Origin of the sequence: Bacillus cereus group sp. MYBK220-1, from assembly GCF_051916445.1 — a bacterium.
In the GTDB taxonomy this organism is placed as follows: domain Bacteria; phylum Bacillota; class Bacilli; order Bacillales; family Bacillaceae_G; genus Bacillus_A; species Bacillus_A cereus.
In genome coordinates, this window is record NZ_JBQAGQ010000002.1 from 663,250 (window position 1) to 685,493 (window position 22,244).

Sequence of the window (22,244 nt, forward strand, 5' to 3'; positions counted from 1 at the left end):
ACGCAATTTTTTGATGAAAACTGTCCTTTTTGTTCAAAATAAGAAAGAATGAAAAGGAGGGTAAGAAATGGCGAAACAACAAAACAAACAAAATGTACAAGGTGCACAGCAACAAGCTTATACTTCTGAAACGAATGCTGCATCTCAATCGGTTATTGAGGAGCAAATTAGCGATACGGTTGCAGAAGGAACTATTGATGTGAAGCTCGGAAAAGAATCGCAGGAAAAAGCGTAAGAAAAGGGGAGAGTTGCATCTCCTCTTTTTTCATGGAAAAGTGTCGATTTTCAAAACTATAATCAAATTCCTTGGTTTTTATATGTGGATTTCTTACAATGAAATATAAGAGATGTCTTATTTTCTATAGAAGAGGTGTTAGTAGTGGCAAAAATATTAGTAGCGGGAAAAATTCCGGAAATTGGATTAGAACTATTAAAAGATCATAATGTAGAAATGTACAATAAAGAGGAGTTAATTTCTATAGATGAATTAACAGAGCGTGTAAAAGATAAAGATGCATTGTTAAGTTTACTTTCGACAAAGGTGCCAAAAGAAGTTATTGATGCAGCGCCTCATTTAAAGATTGTTGCAAACTATGGTGCTGGTTACGACAATATTGATTACACGTATGCGGGCGAAAAAGGAATTGCAGTTACGAATACACCGAAAGTATCAACGGAAGCGACTGCAGAATTAACATTTGCACTTCTTTTAGCAGCGGCGCGTAGAATTCCTGAAGGGGATACGTTATGTCGTACGACTGGATTTAACGGATGGGCACCGTTATTTTTCTTAGGACGAGAAGTCCACGGTAAGACAATCGGAATTATTGGTCTTGGAGAAATCGGGAAGGCTGTTGCAAAACGTGCGAAAGCATTTGGAATGGATGTTTTATATACAGGGCCAAATCGTAAGTTTGAAGCTGAAAGTGAACTGGGAGCAACGTATGTGACGTTGGAAAAATTATTACAAACAGCAGATTTTATTACAATTAACTGTGCTTATAATCCGAAATTACATCATATGATTGATGAAGAGCAGTTTAAAATGATGAAGAAAACAGCGTATATTGTAAATGCTTCACGTGGACCAATTATGAATGAAGCAGCACTTGCTTATGCATTAAAAACGAATGAAATTGAAGGGGCAGCTCTTGATGTGTTTGAATTTGAACCGAAAATTACAGAAGAGCTAAAAGAGTTAAAGAATGTAGTACTTGCTCCACATGTAGGGAATGCAACGTTTGAAACTCGTGATGCGATGGCTGAAATGGCTGTCAGAAATATTTTAGCTGTATTAAACGGCGAAGAGCCAGTAACACCTGTAAATCAAAAGGTATTAGTCACAAAATAAAAAGAAACCTTCCGGACTCGGAAGGTTTTCTTATTTTTCTTTATTCGCTTTTTTAGACGGTCTTTGTCTAATGAATTGAGATAACATGTACAAAATATATAGTGGAATGGCAATGAATAAGAAAACAGAAAAATTGCCAAATCCTGTTTGATACATTGTAATAATGATTCCAACTAAAAATAGTGTAATAATGATGCTATATCGTGGAATTGGTACATCTTTTAAACTTGGAATACGAATGCGGCTCACCATTAAAAATGCGAACGTTACAAATACGGTAATAAGAACGATTTTTGGAATGGTATGTGAAAATAATGTTAAGAAAGCAACAAGCCCTCCCGCTGCTGTAATCGGTACTCCGGTGAAATATTTCATTGAAGTAGAAGATGGTGTTACATTAAATCGTGCTAAACGATATGCTCCGAAAAGAGGGAATAATCCCGCTATGTATAATCCGATGATTCCGTAGTTTGAGAAAGATGTGTAATACATTAAAACAGCAGGTGCTGCACCAAATGTTACGACATCTGCAAGCGAGTCGAGCTCTTTTCCCATTTGTGAATCAACACGTAATAAACGAGCAACACGACCATCAAGACTATCTAACATCATCCCGATAAGTACTAAAATAGCAGCTGATTTATAATATCCTAAAGATGCATAGCCGATTGATAAAAATCCGCTATATAAATTTCCGAGCGTAAATAAGTTTGGAATAGCTGCTCTATACAAAATCTGATCCCTTGCTTTCTGTAATAAATTCTTAATTAGTGTATGAAAGTTTACTTATTTTATCATACCATAAATTTATTCCTCATACGAAAGAAATTACCAATTTGTGAAAGATTTCATAGAAGGATGGTTTGAAAATTAAGTGAAAATAAAAAGAGGAAGCAACTTGTATAAAGTTGCTTCCTTTACTATTCAAATTTCGTTGTCATCGTTCCAGTTTTATATCGATTATTAGGATCGAAGCGTAATAAATCTCCATAAATTAATTTGTCGGAGAATTTTAATTCTGTTTTTGCTTTTTCAATATACGGCTGACATAGCGTCATGTCAGCTTCTTCACCCGTACTTCTTTTGTAGCACATATTTTTTGTATAAACATACTCTTCAGAAACAAAGCTACCATCACGCATTACCATAAGCGGGTCTTTCTCTTTAATAAATAAGTCAGTTCCAAATTCAACGGATTTATTTGTTTTAATACCAAGTAAATGAAGGAGCGTTGGCTTAATATCAATTTGACCGGATACTTTAGAAACAACTTTTCCTTCTTGGCCAGGCACATGAATAATAAGAGGGACTCGTTGTAATTGCATAGAATCGAATGGTGTAATAGTATCTTTTCCTAGGAACTGTGCCATAGCTGCGTTATGGTTTTCGGAAATACCGTAATGATCACCATAAATGACAATAACGGAATTATCATATAATCCTTCTTCTTTTAATTGTTGAATAAATAATTTAAGAGCTTCATCTGTGTAACGAACAGTTGGGAAGTAGCGGTTTACAACACCACTTTCCGAGTTGAATTCATCAACATATTGATCTTCCGGATTTAGAAGAAACGGAAAATGATTTGTTAATGTAATAAATTTTGTATAGAACGGTTGCGGTAAAGATTTTAACTTTGGAATAGATTGTTCAAAGAACTCTTTATCTTTTAATCCCCAACCGACAGACATTTGCTCCGTTCCTGCGTAATCATTTAAATTAAAATAACGATCATATCCAAGCGCAGGATACATTACATCCCGATTCCAAAACGTTTTATCGTTTGAATGGAAGACGGCAGAAGAATATCCGTATTTCTTTAATTGTTCTGGTGTCGCTGTGTATTCATTTGTTGCATGAGTAAAGAATACAGAACCACGATCTAGCGGATAAAGTGAGTTTTCAACGATAAATTCAGCATCAGAAGTTTTGCCTTGTCCAGTTTGATGATAGAAGTTATCGAAATAGAAACTATCCTTAATAAATTCATTTAAAAATGGTGTAATTTCTTTTCCATTTATTTTTTTATTAATAACAAAGTTTTGTGTAGATTCCATTGAAATTAAAATTACATTTTTACCTTTTGCAGCTCCAAATAAGTTTTTATCAACTTGTTTGTCTTTTGAGTCTGTATAGTTTTTAATTTCAGAAAACCCATCCCCACTTGCAAATACACGCTCAGCTGAAGACTTGGATTGAAGCGTAATATCAAATAGATGGTATGTGTATAAACCTAAATTCTTCACGACAGTTTGACGGTCAAATGAGCGCGAGAACATTTGTGGTTTATAAATAACTGATACAACAATTTGTAGTGCTAATAAAGCTGTTACACCGCTAAAGAAAGTTCGCTTCTCTGAGCGGGAAAGTGGTGTTTTGTCGCCAAATGATGGGAATTTACGTGAAATAAACATTAAAATAATTGCATCTGCAAATAAAAGTAATGTTTTGTACGTAAAGAGTTCTTTTATACTTGTCCCTAAATCAGCCATATTGTTTGTTTGGAATAAAACCGGGAAAGTAACGAAATCGTTATAGAACCCATAAAACATTGCGTTTCCAAATAAAATAAATGACAGTATAAAACTGATTCCAATTATAATTCGGTTTCGGTGCTTAGATGCAAGTAAAGCTAAGCCGAAAAATAAAAGTAACGCAGCTAGTGGATTGATAAAAAGCATGAATTCTTCAAAGAAATTATCAATTTTAATATCAAATGCTAGCTTGTACACAATATATGTTTTAATCCATAGTAAAACGACTGCAACGAGTGCAAATCGCAGTTTTGGAAACAGATGTTGTAGCATAATATACTCCTCTCCTAAAAAGCATGACAGTTCTTGTGAGTCAGTTTGCTTAACGACTCATTTTATATATACGAACAGTCCTTTGTTATTATGATTATTATACTATGAGTATCATTATACGAAAATAAAAGAAGGTTGTGGGCTTTTTTATAATAATCGAGTAGAAAAAGAGTGGTGGGAGACAATAAAACAGAATTTCTATGTATGATAATTATCGTACGCAGAAAGAATCGCGTGATTATACGGAGGTTATAATGCGAAAATTATTATATTTTATAGCATGCAGTAGTGTTATACTTTTTACTTCACCGAGTGTGTCGGTAGCCCAATATGATGCACCTCTTATGGAAGATGCACTTTATTCTGTTTTATTTCCAAAAATAAATAAAGCAATTGAAAAACAATATGGAAGTTTGAAACCTTATCAATGTCCTAAAATTATTAGTTTAAAAAAAGTGTATAGCGGTACATATTTATTTCAAGCAAGTATTGAAGTGACAAAGTATGAACGTGTTGCTGGGAAAATTGCTCCACCATTTGAGAAGGTAACGATTACATTTAATAACGAAGAAGGCGAATGGGAAGTGACAAAGATTTCAGTAAAGCGCTTACCAAATGATACGAAACTAAACTGTAAAAAAACAATATAAAAAATTGTTTGACAAATAAAATGGTCCTTTGGTATTGTTAATAGCAACAATTAGATGTTTGAAAATTAAATAGACTTACCTCATCTACTCTCAAAGGTAGAGGCCGCGATAGGAAAGAGTAAGCTATGGGAGATTTAATGGAATCTGTGATCATAGGTTGAAAGGGACTATTGCCGAAATATAAGAATAACCATCTTATTCATATATTGGGACTGCATTGAATAAATGTAGTACTGTCATAAGATTTATTTTATGGAGAGCTATTTGGAGATGTTGATGCGGTTTCTTATTTTGAGGAGATAACAACTCGTTTATTTTTTCAATATATATTTTTCCTAATAAGAAACGCGTGTGAACATTGTTCCGCGCGTTTTTTGTCTATCTAAAAGCGTGCTGCAATGAATAGAAGATTGGGGTTATGAGTTTTAGAGGAAATAAGGGAGGAATTTAAATGTATTTACACGGCACAAGCCGAATTAATGGGCAAGGACACTTAGAAATTGGAGGGTGCGATACGACGCAGCTAGCAAAGCAATACGGAACACCACTTTATGTATACGATGAAGAGTCTATTCGAGGAAAATGCCGAGCATTTCATCGTGCTTTTAAAGAAAGTGGTTTCTCTTATCAAGTAGCATATGCAAGCAAGGCGTTCTTGTGCATGGAGATGTGCCGAGTAGCTCGTGAAGAGAGTATGTCATTAGACGTTGTTTCTGGGGGAGAATTATATACTGCGCTCCAAGCAGGATTTCCGGCATCACGTATTCATTTTCATGGAAATAATAAAACAGAAGAAGAAATAGTGATGGCTCTTCAGGCGAATATCGGTTGTTTTGTCGTAGATAATTTCTTTGAATTAGAAGTTTTACACGATTTAGCGATGCAACATGGGAAATTTGTGAACATATTAATTCGTGTAACGCCTGGAGTAGAGGCGCACACACATGAATATATTACAACAGGTCAAGATGATTCGAAATTTGGATTTGGTGTTTCAAACGGTCAAGCGATGCAGGCAATTGGATTTGCTTTACAAAAATCAAATTATAATGTGCTAGGGATCCATTCACATATTGGGTCGCAAATATTTGAAACAGCTGGTTTTGTTCGAGCAATTGAAGTTCTTCGCCAATTTTTAGAAGAAGTGAGAGAGCAAACAAACTATGTAGTAAAAGTGTTAAATGTAGGCGGGGGATTTGGAATACGTTACACAGAGTCAGATACACCATTAACTCTTGAGACATATGTGCGAGCTGTAACAAGTGCAGTGAGAGAACAATTTACTGTATGTGAATATCCATTGCCAGAAATATGGATTGAGCCAGGCCGTAGCATTGTAGGTGATGCTGGGACAACAATTTATACAGTTGGATCTGTGAAAGATATTCCTGGTATTCGGAAATATGTATCAGTCGATGGTGGAATGACAGATAATTTAAGACCTGCTTTATATAGTGCGCGTTATGAAGCGATGTTAGCGAATCGAGGGAATGATGAGAATGAGGAACTCGTTTCGATTGCTGGGAAATGCTGTGAGAGTGGAGACATGTTGATTTGGGATATTCATTTACCGAAAGTCGCTGCTTCTGATTTACTAGCAGTTTCCTGTACAGGAGCATACGGGTACTCGATGGCGAATAATTACAATCGGATTCGAAGACCAGCCGTTGTCTTTGCAAAAGGCGGAACATCGCAAGTAGTTGTGGAACGCGAAACATATGAAAATATTATTGGGAACGATCGCATACGTATTAAAGAGCTTGTCTAAATAGGAAAAGGAGTTGTTCGAATGGACAATTCCTTTTTTATAAAATAAAATAATTAAAATATATCGGAAAACTAGGATTGAAAAAAATCAGAATTGTGATAAAATACAAATACAAAGCTTATCAAGAGAAGCGGAGGGAACTGGCCCGAAGAAGCTCGGCAACCTGCTTATAGAAAGCAAGGTGCTAAATCCAGCAAAATGGGATCCATTTTGAAAGATAAGGTAAAATATATTACCGAACAGTCTTTTCGAAATGGGAAAGATTTTTTTTATGAATAAAAAGGGGGGCTGTTCGCGTGAGTGTACGGGAACATTTTGATGAAGTATCCGAGAAGATTGAAGCGATGCTTGCTGATATGAAATATGGTTCAATTACAATTGTTGTGCAAGATGGAAAAGTAATTCAGTTAGAGAAAAGTGAAAAAGTACGTTTAAAGTGAAAAGCGCTGACTAGAAAAACTAGAGGCGGTTTTAACCTATTTTCATTAGGTTAAAACCGTCTTTTTGCTTTTACAGGGGGAAAAAACATGTTGACGTATGAAACGTGGGAAGAAAATGTTGTTTCGTTTTCGGAAGAAGATGAAACAAAAGGTGCGTTATCAGTATTAAATTGGGCTTATAAAGAATATAAAGATGAGGTTGTCTACGCATGTAGCTTTGGGGTGGAAGGTATGGTATTGCTGCACATTATAAACCAAGTAAATCCATCTGCTAAAGTTGTATTTTTGGATACAAATGTTCATTTTCAAGAAACGTATGAATTAATTCGAAAAGTGCGGGAACGATTTCCTTCATTGAATATTATAGAAAAACAGCCAGAACTTACACTTGATGAACAGGCGAAGTTGCATGGTGAAAAACTGTGGGAGAGCAATCCGAATCTTTGTTGTAAGATTAGAAAAATTTTACCTTTAGAAAAATCATTAGTCGTGGAAAAAGCATGGATATCGGGCTTAAGAAGGGAACAATCAGAAACACGTAAGCATACAAAGTTTATAAATCAAGATCATCGTTTTCAATCTATTAAAGTTTGTCCACTCATTCATTGGACGTGGAAAGAAGTTTGGCGATATGTATACAAACATAGCTTGCCGTATAACCCGTTGCATGATGTTGGCTATCCAAGTATTGGGTGTGAGAAATGTACGTTACCTGTAGGGGATGGTGGCGATTCAAGAGATGGTAGATGGGCTGGAAAAGTGAAAACTGAATGTGGTCTTCATTACCAATAAGATGAATCTTGAAATAAAGCTAAGAGAGGATATAGAAAAATGAGCATAGTAAACGAATTAGTAAACCGTATAGATGAGACATATGATGTATCACAAATTGAAAAAGAAATTAAATTAGACAATATTGCGTTAAGTGATTTAGAACTATTGGCGACAGGTGGATATAGCCCCCTTACTGGTTTTTTAGGGAAGGAAGATTATGATTCTGTTGTAGAAACGCTTCGTTTAGCAAATGGTAGTGTGTGGAGTATACCGATTACATTACCGGTAACAGAAAAAGTCGCAGAAAGCCTGAAGGCTGGAGAGGAAGTAAAGCTTGTCAACAATGGAAATATATACGGTGTCATTCAAATAGAAGATATTTTTGTACCAGATAAAGAAAAAGAAGCGTTACTTGTATATAAAACAACGGATGAGGCTCATCCAGGAGTGAAAAAATTATATGAACGACCAAACGTTTACGTTGGAGGAACTATTATTCTAACAAAACGCTTTGAAAATAATCAATTTCCTTCTTATCATTTAGACCCAATTGAAACGAGGGAAGCATTTAAAAAACGTGGGTGGAAAACAGTGGTCGGATTTCAAACGAGAAACCCGGTACATCGTGCCCATGAGTATATTCAAAAATCTGCTCTTGAAATTGTAGATGGTCTCTTTTTAAATCCGCTCGTTGGAGAAACGAAATCGGATGATATTCCTGCTGATGTAAGAATGGAAAGCTATGAAGTACTTCTTCAAAACTATTATCCGAAAAATCGTGTCTTTTTAAGTGTATTTCCTGCTGCCATGCGTTACGCAGGACCAAGGGAAGCGATATTTCATGCGTTAGTAAGAAAGAATTTTGGATGTACCCACTTTATAGTAGGGCGTGATCATGCTGGAGTAGGAGATTATTACGGAACGTATGAAGCGCAAGAAATCTTCACAAATTTTACGATAGAAGAGTTAGGAATTACACCACTATTCTTTGAGCATAGTTTTTACTGCACGAAATGTGAAGCGATGGCTTCAACGAAAACATGTCCGCACGGAAAAGAAGATCATGTTATTTTATCGGGTACGAAAGTAAGAGAATTATTAAGAAACGGTGAGATTCCGCCAAGTACATTTAGTCGTAAAGAAGTAGTGGAAGTGCTAATTAAAGGCTTGAAAAAAGAAGTAGTAACAGAATAGGGAGAGAACGAGATGGATACGAATATTACTTGGCATACAGCTTCGGTTTCAAAAGATGAGAGAAGAGTGAAGAATGGACATCATAGTTTTGTAATTTGGTTTACTGGTTTATCAGCTTCGGGTAAATCTACAGTAGCGAATGCGGTCGCTCGTAAACTGTTTGAAAAGAATATTGGAAATTATGTGCTGGATGGGGATAACATTCGCCACGGTTTAAATAAAGACTTAGGATTTTCTGAAAGTGATCGCATGGAAAATATAAGACGTATTGGCGAAGTGGCAAAGTTATTTGTAGACCAAGGAGCAGTTGTCCTTACAGCATTTATTTCACCATTTCGAGTAGACCGCAAACAAGTAAGAGATTTATTAGCGGCAGATGAATTTATTGAAATTTTTGTGAAGTGTCCGATTGAAGAGTGTGAGAAACGTGATCCGAAAGGACTTTATAAAAAGGCAAGAAAAGGTGATATTAAGGATTTCACAGGTATTGATTCGCCTTATGAAGAGCCAGAGCAGGCGGAATTAATTGTAGAAACGCACAAATATTCTATTGAAGAATGTGCAGAACAAATCGTGAAGTACTTACAAGAGCGTAGTTTTATATAGGGGGATAAACAATGAGTTATGAAAAAGTATGGGCTAACAATGAAAAATTAAATCAGACCGAGAAAAATAAATTAGAAAAAGATGGCTTAGAAATTTTTAATGATATTCCTTACTATGCGGAAAATGGTTTCAAATCTATTCCGAAAGAAGAGTGGGATGCCTTTAAATGGGCAGGCTTGTATTTACAAAGACCGAAAGAAGCTGGTTATTTTATGATGCGGGTAAATATTCCGTCAGGGATTATTACAAATGCACAGGCAGAAGTACTTGCTTCTATCGCTGAAGATTATGGACGTAATGTAATAGATATTACGACGAGACAGGCGATTCAGTTTCACTGGTTAGAAATTCAGCAAATTCCAGATATTTTTAAAAGATTAGCAAGAGTTGGGTTATCTTCAGCGGGGGCTTGTGGTGATATAACGCGGAATATTACAGGTAATCCGCTTGCTGGTATTGATGCAAATGAACTATTCGATACAACGCATATTGTAAAAGAAGTATATGATTACTTCCAACATAATGAAGAGTTTTCTAACTTGCCACGTAAATTTAAAATGTCTATTAGTTCTAATATTTATAATTCAGCAAACGCAGAAATTAACTGTGTTGCATTTACGCCTGCAACGAAAGAAATAGATGGTGAGAAAAAAGTTGGTTTTCATATAAAAGTAGGTGGAGGATTATCAGCTCGACCGTATTTAGCTGATGAATTAGATGTATTCGTTTTACCAGAAGAAGTGAAGGCGGTGGCGATTGCGATTGCTACTATATTCCGTGATTTTGGATATCGTGAAAAACGTCATTTAGCTCGGTTGAAATTTCTTGTTGCGGACTGGGGAGCAGAGAAATTTAAAGAGAAACTAATAGAGTATACAGGGCCTTTACAAAGTAAAGGGGAAAGTGCACTCAAAGGATGGAATGCAGGCTATTTTTATGGTGTTCAAGACCAAAAACAAAAGGGATTAAAATATGTAGGTTTTAATGTACCGGTAGGTCGTTTACATGCAGAAGAAATGTTTGAGATTGCAAGAATCGCAAAGCAATATGGAAATGGACAAATTCGTACATGTAACTCGCAAAACTTCATTATTCCAAACGTTCCTCCAGAAAATGTAAAAGGATTACTTAGTGAACCGCTGTTTGAAGCGATATCTGCTAGCCCGAAATCATTTATTGGTCATGCGGTTTCATGTACCGGTATTGAATATTGTAATCTTGCACTAGTAGAAACGAAAGAAAGATTACGAAAAATTGCAGAATACTTAGATACACAAATTGCACTCGATGTTCCAGTTCGAATTCATATGGTAGGCTGCCCGAATTCATGTGGTCAACGTCAAATTGCTGACATTGGGTTACAAGGGGTGAAAATGAAAACGAAGGAAAAAGGTATTGTTGAAGCGTTTGAAATATACGTTGGTGGAACATTGTTAGATGGCGGTGCCTACAATCAAAAGTTAAAAGGAAAAATAGATGGCGAGGATCTACCTGATGTACTCGCATCATTTATAAGTTATTTCAAAGAGAATAAATTACCAGCCGAAACATTTTATGATTTTGTAGGTCGTGTTGGTGTAGATACATTACAAATAGCGTTAAATAACGTGCTAGAAGAAGTAATAGCGTCTTAGGAGGGACGATATGGATTTATATCGATTTGAAGCTGTGTTAGTAAATAGTATTGTTCCGATTGTTGTTGTTGCTCAAAGTGAAGAACAGGCATTTAAGCTTGCGGAGATTGAGCTTGAAAAGCATTTTTTACCGTTGCCAGAGGTAAAAGAGATTTCTTTGTTTGAAAAAAAGAAGATTCGAAAAGGTGGGGCATTTGTTATCCATGAGTAGAGATCAGTAATACGAAAAAATAAAAACTTCCATTCTTATATACGAATGGAAGTTTCATTTTAATAGAAGAAATGAGGAGAGATGATGGGAAAGGTTTATATTGTTGGAGCGGGTCCTGGCGATCCAGATTTAATTACTGTTAAAGGGTTGAAATGTATTGAGAAGGCAGATGTTATTTTATACGACCGACTTGTGAATAAAGAGCTGCTTTCATACGCAAAGCCTGACGCGGATTTAATTTATTGCGGAAAACTCCCGAATTATCACACGATGAAGCAAGAGACAATTAACACGTTTCTTATTAAGTATGCGAAAAAAGGAAAAGTTGTAACGAGGCTTAAGGGCGGCGATCCATTTGTGTTTGGTAGAGGGGGAGAAGAAGCTGAAGCATTAGCAAAGCAAGGTGTACCATTTGAAATCATTCCTGGTATTTCAGCTGGAATAGCTGCTCCTGCTTATGCGGGCATTCCAGTGACGCACCGTGATGCAAGTGCAAGTTTTGCTATTGTGACTGGGCATAGGAAAGAAGGTGCTGAAGAAGAAGTGAAATGGGAAAGTTTAGCGAAAGGTGTAGAGACTTTAGCGGTATATATGGGGGTTAGTAATTTGCCCTACATATGTGAGCAACTTATGAAGCATGGAAAAGATAAAAGTACGCCAGCTGCTATTATTGAGCAGGGGACGACGTCTATGCAACGCACAGTTGTTGGAACGTTAGGGACAATTGTAGATGTTGCGAAAAAAGAGCAAATTCAAAATCCGAGTATGATTGTAATTGGAGAGGTTGTCCGTTTTAGAGAAAAAATTCATTGGTTTGAGAAGCAGACAGAAAATGCTTATCAAGTAAGTGGAGTGTTGTAAAATGAAAGCCGTCTTATATATATGTCATGGAAGTCGTTTGAAGACAGCGAAAGAAGAGGCGATTCAATTTATTACATCGTGCATGAGCCGTATAGAAGCGACTATTCAAGAAGTTTGTTTTTTAGAGTTAGCGAATCCTTCTATTGAAGATGGTTTTCGTACATGTGTGAAGCGTGGGGCCACTGAGATTATTGCTATCCCTGTTTTTTTATTAGCGGCAGGTCATGTAAAAAAAGATATCCCTTTCGAATTGGAAAAGTTAACCAATCAATTTTCGGATGTTAAAGTGACCTATGGTAATCCGTTTGGTGTATCAGAAACACTTGTTAAATCGGTGTATAGCGGAAGTGGCATCGAACAGGAAGATAAAAATGAAGTGACGTTACTTCTTGTTGCAAGAGGGAGCAGTGATCCTGAAGTATTAAGAGATATAAACTGGATTGCTTCTTTATTTCAAACAAAAGAGAAGGTTAAAAAAGTAGAAGTTTGTTATTTAGCGGCTGCAGAGCCAAAATTTGAGGAGAAGTTAAAGGAAGTTGTAGAACGAAAAGAAAAGAACATCGTTGTACTGCCTTACTTGTTATTTACAGGTTTACTTATGAAACATATTGAAAAAGAAGTGCGCCAATATGAAGTGGAAGAGATAAAAATCAGTCCATATTTAGGGAAGAGTGAAGCGTTTCAAGATATGTTAATTCAGAAAACGATGGAGTTATTGAAAGGAGATCAGTATGTATCCACTTACAGTGCGAGTTAATGAGAAACGCGTTGTTGTTATTGGCGGGGGAAAAGTTGCAGGATTTAAAATTATTCCTTTACTCAAACAGGGTGCGGATATAGTTGTGATAAGTCCAGAATTAGATGCGAATTTAGTAAAACTTGTGGAAGAAAAGAAAATTCGTTGGTATCAAAGAGAATATGAAAAAAGTGATATTAAAAGTGCTTTTTTAGTTGTTGCAGCGAGTAGTGATTCAATATTAAATGAACAAGTTGCTGAAGATGCCGCTGAGAATCAATTAGTAAATGTTATTACAAATCCGGAAAGTGGTAATGTTCATTTTCCGGCAGCGATTCATCGTGGTTTACTGAATATAGCAGTTTCTACTGGGGGAGCGAGCCCGAAGCTCGCAAAAAAAATTCGAGATGATATTGCAAATAAATATGATGAGACATATGAATCGTATTTAGATTTTTTATATGAAGTAAGGTTGAAGTTAAAAGATTTACAGTTAGAAAAGAGGGAACGAAATATATTGCTCCAAGAAGTGTTGAAATCAGTATATGTGCAAAATGAGGGGAAAAGAGAAAGTTTTTTACGAGAATTAGAGGAAAAGGTTTTAAAATAATAAAAGATAAAGTGCGCTTTACAAATATAAAAATATAATTTATAATCACAAGTAACTTCAATAGATGAAATCGATGAGCAAGAAGAGTACGTATATTTGATGCGTTCAGAGAGCTGGGGTTAGGTGGGAGCCCGGTACGATAAAATATACAGAATGGGCTTGCGAGAGGTATGTTGAACATTGTAGTAGGCAACCCGGGTTCCGCCGTTAAAAGGATAGAGTATCGGAATTATTCCTGTACTTGAACAAGTGGGATTTATCAATCCAATTGAGGTGGTACCACGGTATTTACATTACATATATCGTCCTCTACATGCATATTTGCGTGTAGGGGACTTTTTTATTTTCTAAAGGAGGTGTGCGAGTATGAAATGAAAGTGTATAATTAACAAAAGTTTAAATATTCAGAAAAGGAGAATTTATGATGAAAGAAACACAGCAATGGACGTCGAAAATAGGCTTTGTACTCGCAGCAGCCGGAGCCGCAGTAGGTCTTGGTGCGATATGGAAATTTCCATATGTTGCAGGTAATGGAGGGGGAGGCGCATTCTTCCTTGTATTTTTACTATTAACTTTATTTATAGGTATGCCTCTTCTAATAGCGGAGTTTGTTATTGGACGTAGCACGCAAAAAGAGGCGGTTACAGCTTATAAAGTACTAGTGCCAAATAGCAAATTATATCCTTGGATTGGTCGTATGGGAGTTGTTACTTGTTTTAGTGTACTATCTTTTTATAGTGTTGTAGGTGGATGGATTTTACTTTATTTATATTATAGTGTGACAGGAAGTTTCTGGAATGGTGCAGCTGATTATGGACAATTGTTCGGTGAAACGATTTCAAATCCATTAAGTGCGATTGGAGCACAATTTATCTTTATGCTTTGTACGATTTTTGTCGTAAGTAAAGGTGTAGAGAAAGGGATAGAAAAGGCAAGTAAGTACATGATGCCGCTATTATTTATTTTATTTATTGCGATTATTGTTCGTGCGTTAACACTCGATGGTGCTTTTGCTGGAGTAGAGTTCTTCTTAAATCCAGATTTTTCAAAGCTTACAGCAGATACGATTTTATACGCGATGGGACAATCTTTCTTCTCACTAACAGTAGGTGCCTCAGTAATGGTCACGTATAGTTCGTATTTAAAGAAAGAGGAACATTTAGCGAAATCAGCAACATCTATTGTAAGTTTAACTGTTTTTGTTACAGTACTTGCAGGATTAGCAATTTTCCCAGCGATTTTCGCATTAGGAGTAAAACCAACTGAAGGACCAGGATTACTGTTTATCGTCCTTCCAGCAGTATTTGCAAAAATACCATTTGGTCAATTTTTCTTTATTATGTTTTTAATTTTATTCTTCTTTGCGACTTTAACATCAGCAATTTCAATGCTTGAAATTGTAGTAGCATCTGTTGCGAAAGGTAATGAGAAGAAGCGTCCGTCAGCATCATTATTAATTGGTATTCTTATTTTTGCAGTCGGTATTCCATCAGCGTTATCATTTGGGACTATGAGTGACGTGAAAATATTTGGGAAAACGTTCTTTGATTTAGTCGACTTTTCGGTAAGTAACGTATTGCTACCGTTAGGAGTACTAGCTATTTCATTATTTGTACCAAATAAAATGAGTAAAGAATTGTTGATGAAAGAATTAGAAGTGACGGAAACGAAAGGGAAAACGTTATTTAACATTTGGTTCTTCTTACTTCGTTATGTTATTCCGGTAACTGTAATAATTGTATTTTTAAATGCGATAGGTGTATTTAAAATGTTTGCATAAAAAAAAGGCGGGGATCTCCCGTCTTTTTTTATGTTGATGAATGTAATAGACGATTATACGCTTTATAGGCTGTGGTGACTGCGAGGAATGAACCGATTAAAAATAAAACTGAGCCGCCAAATGTAAATATTCGGCCAATATACGTTCCTCTAGCTTCTTCTATTTTTTGTTGTAATTGCGTATTCATATGGATCACCTCGTAAACTATAGGCATTTAGTTATAGTCTATGTAGAATGCCTATATTGTGTGAAGTGTAAATAAAAAACCTCGGTAGGCACCGAGGTTTTTTTATAATCCGATATAAGGAGATGGGTCAACTGCGTTTGTCTTGCCGACATTCCATTCTCCAAGATGAAGTTCGAAGTGTAAATGTTGTCCGTATGATTGGCCCGTATTCCCCATAAATCCAAGCTGATCGCCTTGTTTTACAGTTTGTCCATTCGATACAGAACGACTATTCATATGAGCATATACTGTCGTATATGTTTTTCCGTTTATACGGTGAGATAAATACACTACGTTTCCGTAACTAGATGATAATTCTGAGCGAATAACAACGCCATCTGCAGCAGCGATAATTGGAACCGTTCCCGAAGCAGCGATGTCAATTCCTTTATGGTTATCTAAAGAACGTACACCAAATCCGGAAGTTTTTGATCCAGCTGCTGGTTTGATAAAACCACCGATATTTGTATCATGTGGTGTTGGGGCCGCTTGAGCAGATTTAGTAGCTTGTTGTTTGCGAGCCTCTTCTGCCTGGCGGGCTTCTTCCGCTTTACGAGCTTCTTCCGCCCGTTTTTCTTCTTCAATTGCTTTTTGAACAGCTTGACGTTGATTTTCTAAAATGCCCTTGGATTCTTCTAATCCTTCAATCTCTGAATCTACTTTTGCTACTTTCGTATGTAGATCGTTAATAAGAGTTTGTTGCTGCTGTTGATTATTTTGTAATTCTTGTTGTTTTTGTTCTAGTTTTTGTTCAGAGTCTTTCAGTTGTTGTTCTTTTTTCTCAACAGCCTCTTTTTCTGTCGTTACAGCATTTTGATCAGATGTTTGTTTTTTTACAATATCTGTATCGTTGTTTAATATTAAACTTACGGAGTACATATTATCAACAAGATCAGCAATGTTTGTAGAGTTTGTTAATACTTCTGTAATGATATTTGTACGCGGTTTTTCTTGCATAGATTGTAATCGTTGTTTAATAACTTCCTGACGTGTATCTATGTTTGTTTGTAATTGTTCTATATGTTTCTTTTTGTCAGTAATTACTTGTTGTGTTTTGCTAATTTCTTTTTTTGTATCGTTTAATTCAGTCTCATTTTTATTAATGGAAGTAGTTAATTCATCGATTTTCTTCTGTAATTCTTGAATTTCTTTTTCTATTTGTTCTTTCTCGACTGATTTATTTTGTAAGTCACTTTGTTTGCCTTCTAATTCAGATTGAATGTTAGATAATTTATCTTGATTCGTTTCAGCGTATACGGGTGAAAGTAACGGGGAAGCAAAAATCGTTCCTGCTGCTAAAACGCTAAACGCTGCAAATTTCTTTTTCATTGTTGTCTGACTCCTTTCCCTATGAATGTTATATATCATAAGAAGAAGGGTGTCTATCGTTGTAATCATAATGTAAAGAAAATTTTATAAAATTGCTAAGTTTTGTCGGAATTTATCATTTTTCAACTGTAATTGTCATAGTGCTTACATTTTATTCATATGTGTAACAAAGGTAAATTTTGGGATTTATCTGTGAAATGAAGGAGGAAAGTAATCGTTTTTATGAGGTGAAATATTACTTTGAAAGCTAATAAAACACTAGTAAGGAATCGTTCTCATGTTAGGTTTTCTAACATGGGTCTGCTTTTTGTCAAGAAAATTATTTGTGTTCGGGCAAAGTTATTTTGTTGTCAGATTTAAATTTTTGATTTATGATTTTTAACAGGGACAAAATGTAGTGAATTGTCGAATAATATGTAATACTCTTAATTTCTTAGTTTTATAGAGATAGAATGAGAGATAGAGTGACACATCGAAGAGGGGGTTACAACAAATATGAAAAGAATAGGACTTGCATGGCAAATATTAATAGGACTTGCGCTTGGTATTGCGGTTGGTGCGATTTTCTTTGATAATCCAGCTGTTGTGAAGTACTTACAACCAATTGGTGATATTTTCATCCGATTAATTAAAATGATCGTTGTACCGATTGTTGTAGCAAGTATTGTTGTTGGGGTTGCTGGTGTTGGCGATGTTAAAAAACTAGGTCGACTAGGCGGAAAAACAATTCTTTACTTTGAAATTATTACAACAATTGCAATTATTGTTGGTCTATTAATAGCGAATATTTTCCAACCAGGAAAAGGCGTAAATATGGAGCAGTTAACAAAGACAGATATTTCGAAATATACACATACGACAGAGCAAGTACAAAGTCATTCATTTGCAGATACATTTGTAAATATTGTTCCAACGAACATTATGAAGTCGTTAGCTGACGGAGATATGCTTGCTATTATCTTCTTCTCTGTACTATTTGGTTTAGGTGTAGCAGCGATTGGTGAAAGAGGAAGACCAGTTCTTCAATTTTTCCAAGGTGTAGCTGATGCAATGTTTTACGTAACAAACCAAGTTATGAAATTTGCACCATTTGGTGTGTTTGCACTAATTGGTGTTACAGTTTCTACATTTGGTCTTGCTTCATTAATTCCGTTAGGGAAATTACTAATTGTCGTATATGGAGCAATGATTTTCTTCGTCGTAGTTGTCTTAGGACTTACAGCGAAAATATTTGGAATTAACATTTTCCAATTCTTTAAGATTTTAAAAGACGAGCTGATCTTAGCGTATTCTACAGCAAGCTCAGAAACAGTTTTACCAAAAATCATGGAGAAAATGGAGAAATTCGGTTGCCCGAAAGCAATTACATCTTTCGTTATTCCGACAGGTTATTCATTTAACTTAGATGGATCAACTTTATATCAAGCAATTGCGGCTATTTTCTTAGCGCAAATGTACGGTATTGATTTATCTATTACACAACAAATTACATTGTTGCTTGTATTAATGGTTACATCAAAAGGTATCGCAGGTGTACCGGGCGTATCATTCGTTGTATTATTAGCGACACTTGGTACAGTAGGTATTCCACCTGAAGGCTTAGCGTTCATTGCTGGTATTGACCGTATTTTAGATATGGCTCGTACAGCAGTTAACGTTGTAGGAAACTCTTTAGCAGCTGTAGTTATGTCTAAGTGGGAAGGTCAATATGACGCTGAAAAAGGACAAGCTTATTTAAAAGAGATTTCTGAAAAGGGTCAAGCGGCTTAATTATAATATGAACAAGCTCTCACATAATATGTGGGAGCTTTTCTGTATATAGAAGAGGAGCAGACATAATGAAACGAAAATATGGTGACGGTTCTTCGTGGAAGAGACTAATAGAAAAGAGTTATACGGTTAAGCAAGTGGAAGAGGGAATGCTCGGAATACTGGATATAAAAAAGGTGAGAGAGCCTAGTTGTAAAGAATATGATGGTAAAGAAATTTGTATTGCAAGTGATGGGTATACGTGGGTTCAATATTTCATTAATGGAAAGAACTTTGCGATTACAGCTATGTTAGATGATAGGCACAATTTAGTGCAATATTATATTGATGTGACGAAAGAATATGAAATAGACGATCGTGGTTTACCGTATTTTGATGATTTATATTTAGATGTAGTATTATTACCCAGCGGTAAGGTGTATATATTAGATGAAGAAGAGCTAGAGGATGCTTATAAAAGTGGCGATGTCACGAAGGAAGAGTATGAGTTAGCTTGGTACACTACGAAATGGATATTAGCAGCAATAAAAAATAGTGAATTTTATTGGATTTCAATATTGGAAGAAGAAATCGAAAAGTTAAAATGATTGTTGTATTCGAATTTTTGTATAATTACCAAAAAAATCTATACAAAAAATAATTGACTTTTGTTTTGTAAGCGAGTAAAGTTAGGGAAGAAATTATTATTAAAAAATAAATATGAAACCTTCTTATAAAGAGAGGCGGAGGGACTGGCCCTACGATGCCTCGGCAGCGGACTCGATTTCAGAGTGCTGTGCCAAATCCAGCAAGCATGTGCTTGAAAGATGAGAAGAGCGTTTCTTATAGATGTATAAGACCTCTTCTCATCGGAAGAGGTCTTTTGTTATTCATTAGAAAAAGGTTGAAACTAGGGAGAGATGGTACTTTGAAAGAAACGAGAGGAAATGGTTTAGCTTTATTACCACTTGGGATATTTTTGGCGCTATTTATTGGTTCTGGAATTATTACAGGTGATTTCTATAAATTGCCGATACTTGTAGCGATTTCAATTGCTGTAGGAGTCGCTTTAGTGATGAATCGTAAAGAAAGTTTTAATGTGAAAGTAGAGCGGTTCGCTAAAGGTGCAGGAAATCCGGATATCATGATTATGGTATTAATTTTTGTGCTTGCAGGTGCATTTTCTGAAACTGCTAAAGGAATGGGCGGAGTAGACTCAACTGTTAATTTAGCGTTAACTATTTTACCGCCAGGATTTATCGTAGCTGGAATCTTTGTTATTGGTGCATTTATTTCATTAGCGATGGGAACTTCAATGGGAACAATTGCAGCATTAGCGCCGATTGCTGTAGGTATTAGTGGTCAAACCGATATCTCAATTGCGCTTGCAATGGCTACTGTTGTTGGCGGAGCGATGTTTGGTGATAATTTATCATTTATTTCAGATACAACAATCGCAGCTGTTCGTTCACAAGGAACAGAAATGAAAGATAAGTTTAAAACGAACTTTTTAATTGTGTTACCAGCGGCTATTATTACAATTGTACTATTAGTAATAGTTACTTCAGGAAGTGACACGCAGATTAAAGCACATAGCTTTGATTGGATAAAGATTTTACCGTACGCAGGAGTACTTATTACAGCGCTACTTGGCTGGAATGTACTTATTGTATTAACTGGTGGAACTGTACTATCTGGTGTTATCGGCCTTATAGATGGAAGTTACACGTTAGAAAGTTTCTTTAAAAGTGTAACGACTGGAATGGGCGGTATGATGGAGTTAGTATTACTTGCTATATTAATTGGCGGTATGGTTGAATTAATCCAATATAATGGTGGTATTCAATATTTAATGAATGTATTAACACGTAATATTCGTTCGAAAAAAGGAGCGGAATTTGGTATTGCTGGTTTAGTGAGTATGACGAATATGTGTACAGCGAATAATACGATTTCAATTATCTTTACAGGCCCGCTTGCAAAAAATATTGCAGATCAATATGAAATAGACCCTCGTAAATCAGCGAGTGTATTAGATCTTTTCTCATGTTGTGTGCAAGGATTAATTCCGTACGGTGCCCAAATGTTAACGGCAGCAGGATTTGCAGCGTTATCTCCGGTTGAATTGTTGCCATATGCATTTTATCCAATCTTAGTTGGAGTATGTGGGATTGCTTCTATTTTAATTGGGTTTCCAAGGTTTTCGAAAGTAGCTGAGAAAAAAGAGTATCATAAAACAGCTTAATTTAATATGAATGTTAGTAATTAAAAAACGTGCAGAGGATAGACTCTGCACGTTTTTTTGCGTAAAGGGCTGAATATGACTCGGTCTTAAGTCTGAGTTAAAAACGGTTCTTAAGCTCGTTATGGAAAGATGAAAAAATAGTTAAGATAAGAGTATCAAATCGAAGGGAGGCAAGCACAAGATGAAACAATTTCTAGCGTTTATCGCAGCCGGTATTTTGGCTTTAATTGCTCTTGGTAGTCTTGCTGGTATTGTAGGATTTGCAATCGGAGCAGGAGTTGTATATTGGAGCTATAAATCATTTGTGCGAGCTAAATCATTTTTTGGAAAGTTAGCTTGGGGGATTGTTGGTTTAATCGGTTTATCCATTGCACTTTCTCATTCGCCAGCATTAATCGGTATCGCTGCTTTAGTGGTTTTATACTACGGATACCGTGAGTGGAAAAAAGAAAAAGATGTAGTTGTTGAATCTGCTCCAGAAAGTTCTAAACCATATAGCAACTTTGAAGATGAGTGGAACAAATTAATGAAAAACTAAAACAATAAATCAAATTATAAAAAAAGTAGAAGAGAGGAAGATTTATAATGAAACAATCTTTATTCGGACGTGTACGCGATGCAATTTTAGCTGATTTTCATAACGTGTTAGATGAGAAGGAAAGAAAAAATCCAATTGCGATGTTAAACCAATATTTACGTGATAGTGAGCGTGAAATAACAAAAATTGAGAAGTTAATTGAGCGTCATAAAACATTAAAATCTAACTTTGCTCGTGAGCTTGAGCAAGCACGTTATTTCGTTAATAAAAGATCAAAGCAAGCTATCATTGCTCAAGAAGCAGGCGAATTGCAATTGCACGAACGTGCGTTAGAAGAGGTAGCTTATTATGAAGGTCAAGTAACTCGATTAGAAGAAATGTATGCAGGTGTTGTAGAGCAAATTGATGAGTTAGAGCGTCGTCTTTCTGAAATGAAAAATAAATTAAAAGAAATGCACGCAAAGCGTATGGAACTAATGGCACGTGAAAATATGGCACATGCAAATCGTCGTATGAATACTGCGATGCATAAAATGGATGAAAATAATCCGTTCTTACGATTTGAAGAAATTGAAGATCACATTCGTGACTTAGAAACTCGTATGAATGAAGAGCATGAGCGTGATACATTTGATATGAAAATTGCAAAACTTGAGCGTGAAATGAAAGAAAAGAATGATGTATCGTTAACGAAAGAGTTAACAAAATAATAGTAGTATATTATAAAACAGGCTT

At 35.7% G+C, this 22,244-nt stretch carries 23 protein-coding genes, 3 riboswitches and 1 other annotated feature; of the genes, 19 read left to right on the forward strand and 4 right to left on the reverse strand.

The window, feature by feature from the left end; translation table 11 throughout:
- Positions 1–67 precede the first annotated feature (67 nt).
- Positions 68–235 (forward strand): YozQ family protein, encoded by a 168-nt coding sequence (locus ACTFRU_RS10340; RefSeq protein ID WP_001118878.1) that lies wholly within the window; start codon positions 68–70, stop codon positions 233–235.
- A 144-nt stretch (positions 236–379) separates the two neighbouring features.
- Complete coding sequence (locus ACTFRU_RS10345) at positions 380–1,351, forward strand: NAD(P)-dependent oxidoreductase (protein WP_440037628.1); 972 nt, start codon at positions 380–382, stop codon at positions 1,349–1,351.
- A gap of 30 nt (positions 1,352–1,381) precedes the next feature.
- Here ACTFRU_RS10345 and pssA read toward each other — a convergent pair whose 3' ends face one another.
- The gene (gene pssA, locus ACTFRU_RS10350; RefSeq protein WP_000285417.1) at positions 1,382–2,083 is read right to left on the reverse strand and encodes a CDP-diacylglycerol--serine O-phosphatidyltransferase; all 702 of its coding nucleotides are present in this window, start codon (positions 2,081–2,083) and stop codon (positions 1,382–1,384) included.
- Positions 2,084–2,271: 188 nt separating this feature from the next.
- Positions 2,272–4,158: an LTA synthase family protein gene (locus tag ACTFRU_RS10355; protein WP_025688976.1), complete on the reverse strand. Its 1,887-nt coding sequence runs from the start codon at positions 4,156–4,158 to the stop codon at positions 2,272–2,274.
- A 254-nt stretch (positions 4,159–4,412) separates the two neighbouring features.
- Between ACTFRU_RS10355 and ACTFRU_RS10360 the strand changes: the two genes are divergently transcribed.
- The 12 genes from ACTFRU_RS10360 to ACTFRU_RS10415 all read left to right on the forward strand — a co-directional run bounded on the left by ACTFRU_RS10360 (position 4,413) and on the right by ACTFRU_RS10415 (position 15,422).
- A complete protein-coding gene (locus ACTFRU_RS10360; protein ID WP_001228823.1) occupies positions 4,413–4,808 on the forward strand; it encodes a DUF3888 domain-containing protein in 396 nt (131 codons plus the stop codon).
- Positions 4,809–4,897: 89 nt separating this feature from the next.
- A riboswitch (Lysine riboswitch) is annotated at positions 4,898–5,079 on the forward strand.
- Positions 5,080–5,259: 180 nt separating this feature from the next.
- Positions 5,260–6,576, forward strand: a complete 1,317-nt coding sequence (gene lysA / locus ACTFRU_RS10365) for a diaminopimelate decarboxylase (RefSeq protein WP_000280676.1) — start codon at positions 5,260–5,262, stop codon at positions 6,574–6,576.
- Positions 6,577–6,691: 115 nt separating this feature from the next.
- Positions 6,692–6,800, forward strand: a riboswitch (SAM riboswitch).
- Between the two features lie 72 nt (positions 6,801–6,872).
- Positions 6,873–7,016: a YezD family protein gene (locus tag ACTFRU_RS10370; protein ID WP_000116158.1), complete on the forward strand. Its 144-nt coding sequence runs from the start codon at positions 6,873–6,875 to the stop codon at positions 7,014–7,016.
- 87 nt (positions 7,017–7,103) lie between these two features.
- Positions 7,104–7,808, forward strand: coding sequence for a phosphoadenylyl-sulfate reductase (locus ACTFRU_RS10375; RefSeq protein ID WP_000959022.1), 705 nt, complete (start codon positions 7,104–7,106; stop codon positions 7,806–7,808).
- A 39-nt stretch (positions 7,809–7,847) separates the two neighbouring features.
- Positions 7,848–8,984, forward strand: a complete 1,137-nt coding sequence (gene sat / locus ACTFRU_RS10380) for a sulfate adenylyltransferase (RefSeq protein WP_000029491.1) — start codon at positions 7,848–7,850, stop codon at positions 8,982–8,984.
- A gap of 12 nt (positions 8,985–8,996) precedes the next feature.
- Complete coding sequence (cysC, locus tag ACTFRU_RS10385; RefSeq protein WP_000380499.1) at positions 8,997–9,590, forward strand: adenylyl-sulfate kinase; 594 nt, start codon at positions 8,997–8,999, stop codon at positions 9,588–9,590.
- Positions 9,591–9,601: 11 nt separating this feature from the next.
- A complete protein-coding gene (locus ACTFRU_RS10390; protein ID WP_440037629.1) occupies positions 9,602–11,224 on the forward strand; it encodes a nitrite/sulfite reductase in 1,623 nt (540 codons plus the stop codon).
- A gap of 10 nt (positions 11,225–11,234) precedes the next feature.
- Positions 11,235–11,435 carry a DUF3906 family protein gene (locus tag ACTFRU_RS10395; RefSeq protein ID WP_000366914.1) on the forward strand — a complete coding sequence of 67 codons (201 nt, stop codon included), beginning with the start codon at positions 11,235–11,237 and terminating at the stop codon, positions 11,433–11,435.
- A gap of 84 nt (positions 11,436–11,519) precedes the next feature.
- The gene (gene cobA / locus ACTFRU_RS10400) at positions 11,520–12,296 is read left to right on the forward strand and encodes a uroporphyrinogen-III C-methyltransferase (RefSeq protein WP_000521262.1); all 777 of its coding nucleotides are present in this window, start codon (positions 11,520–11,522) and stop codon (positions 12,294–12,296) included.
- A 1-nt stretch (position 12,297) separates the two neighbouring features.
- Positions 12,298–13,053 (forward strand): sirohydrochlorin chelatase, encoded by a 756-nt coding sequence (locus ACTFRU_RS10405; RefSeq protein WP_290102269.1) that lies wholly within the window; start codon positions 12,298–12,300, stop codon positions 13,051–13,053.
- Complete coding sequence (locus ACTFRU_RS10410; RefSeq protein WP_000283356.1) at positions 13,028–13,642, forward strand: NAD(P)-binding protein; 615 nt, start codon at positions 13,028–13,030, stop codon at positions 13,640–13,642. The genes ACTFRU_RS10405 and ACTFRU_RS10410 overlap by 26 nt, the downstream gene beginning before the upstream one ends.
- Before the next feature lie 64 nt (positions 13,643–13,706).
- Positions 13,707–13,955: a binding site (T-box leader), on the forward strand.
- A 111-nt stretch (positions 13,956–14,066) separates the two neighbouring features.
- On the forward strand, positions 14,067–15,422 hold the full coding sequence (locus tag ACTFRU_RS10415) for a sodium-dependent transporter (protein WP_440037630.1): 1,356 nt from the start codon (positions 14,067–14,069) through the stop codon (positions 15,420–15,422).
- A 28-nt stretch (positions 15,423–15,450) separates the two neighbouring features.
- Here the strand turns inward: ACTFRU_RS10415 and ACTFRU_RS10420 are convergent, their stop codons facing one another.
- Positions 15,451–15,609: a hypothetical protein gene (locus ACTFRU_RS10420; RefSeq protein ID WP_001096006.1), complete on the reverse strand. Its 159-nt coding sequence runs from the start codon at positions 15,607–15,609 to the stop codon at positions 15,451–15,453.
- 102 nt (positions 15,610–15,711) lie between these two features.
- Positions 15,712–16,977 (reverse strand): murein hydrolase activator EnvC family protein, encoded by a 1,266-nt coding sequence (locus tag ACTFRU_RS10425; protein WP_000726086.1) that lies wholly within the window; start codon positions 16,975–16,977, stop codon positions 15,712–15,714.
- 495 nt (positions 16,978–17,472) lie between these two features.
- On the opposite strand from ACTFRU_RS10425, the gene gltP reads away from it, so the two are divergent.
- The 5 genes from gltP to ACTFRU_RS10450 all read left to right on the forward strand — a co-directional run bounded on the left by gltP (position 17,473) and on the right by ACTFRU_RS10450 (position 22,219).
- Positions 17,473–18,747 (forward strand): glutamate/aspartate:proton symporter GltP, encoded by a 1,275-nt coding sequence (gene gltP, locus ACTFRU_RS10430; protein WP_000821130.1) that lies wholly within the window; start codon positions 17,473–17,475, stop codon positions 18,745–18,747.
- A 68-nt stretch (positions 18,748–18,815) separates the two neighbouring features.
- On the forward strand, positions 18,816–19,334 hold the full coding sequence (locus tag ACTFRU_RS10435) for a DUF402 domain-containing protein (protein ID WP_000824668.1): 519 nt from the start codon (positions 18,816–18,818) through the stop codon (positions 19,332–19,334).
- A 120-nt stretch (positions 19,335–19,454) separates the two neighbouring features.
- Positions 19,455–19,560: riboswitch (SAM riboswitch) on the forward strand.
- A 94-nt stretch (positions 19,561–19,654) separates the two neighbouring features.
- The gene (locus ACTFRU_RS10440; protein WP_000665494.1) at positions 19,655–20,971 is read left to right on the forward strand and encodes a Na+/H+ antiporter NhaC family protein; all 1,317 of its coding nucleotides are present in this window, start codon (positions 19,655–19,657) and stop codon (positions 20,969–20,971) included.
- 181 nt (positions 20,972–21,152) lie between these two features.
- Positions 21,153–21,509: a lmo0954 family membrane protein gene (locus ACTFRU_RS10445; RefSeq protein ID WP_000808640.1), complete on the forward strand. Its 357-nt coding sequence runs from the start codon at positions 21,153–21,155 to the stop codon at positions 21,507–21,509.
- 47 nt (positions 21,510–21,556) lie between these two features.
- Positions 21,557–22,219, forward strand: a complete 663-nt coding sequence (locus tag ACTFRU_RS10450; protein WP_000814127.1) for a PspA/IM30 family protein — start codon at positions 21,557–21,559, stop codon at positions 22,217–22,219.
- The last annotated feature ends 25 nt before the right edge of the window (positions 22,220–22,244 follow it).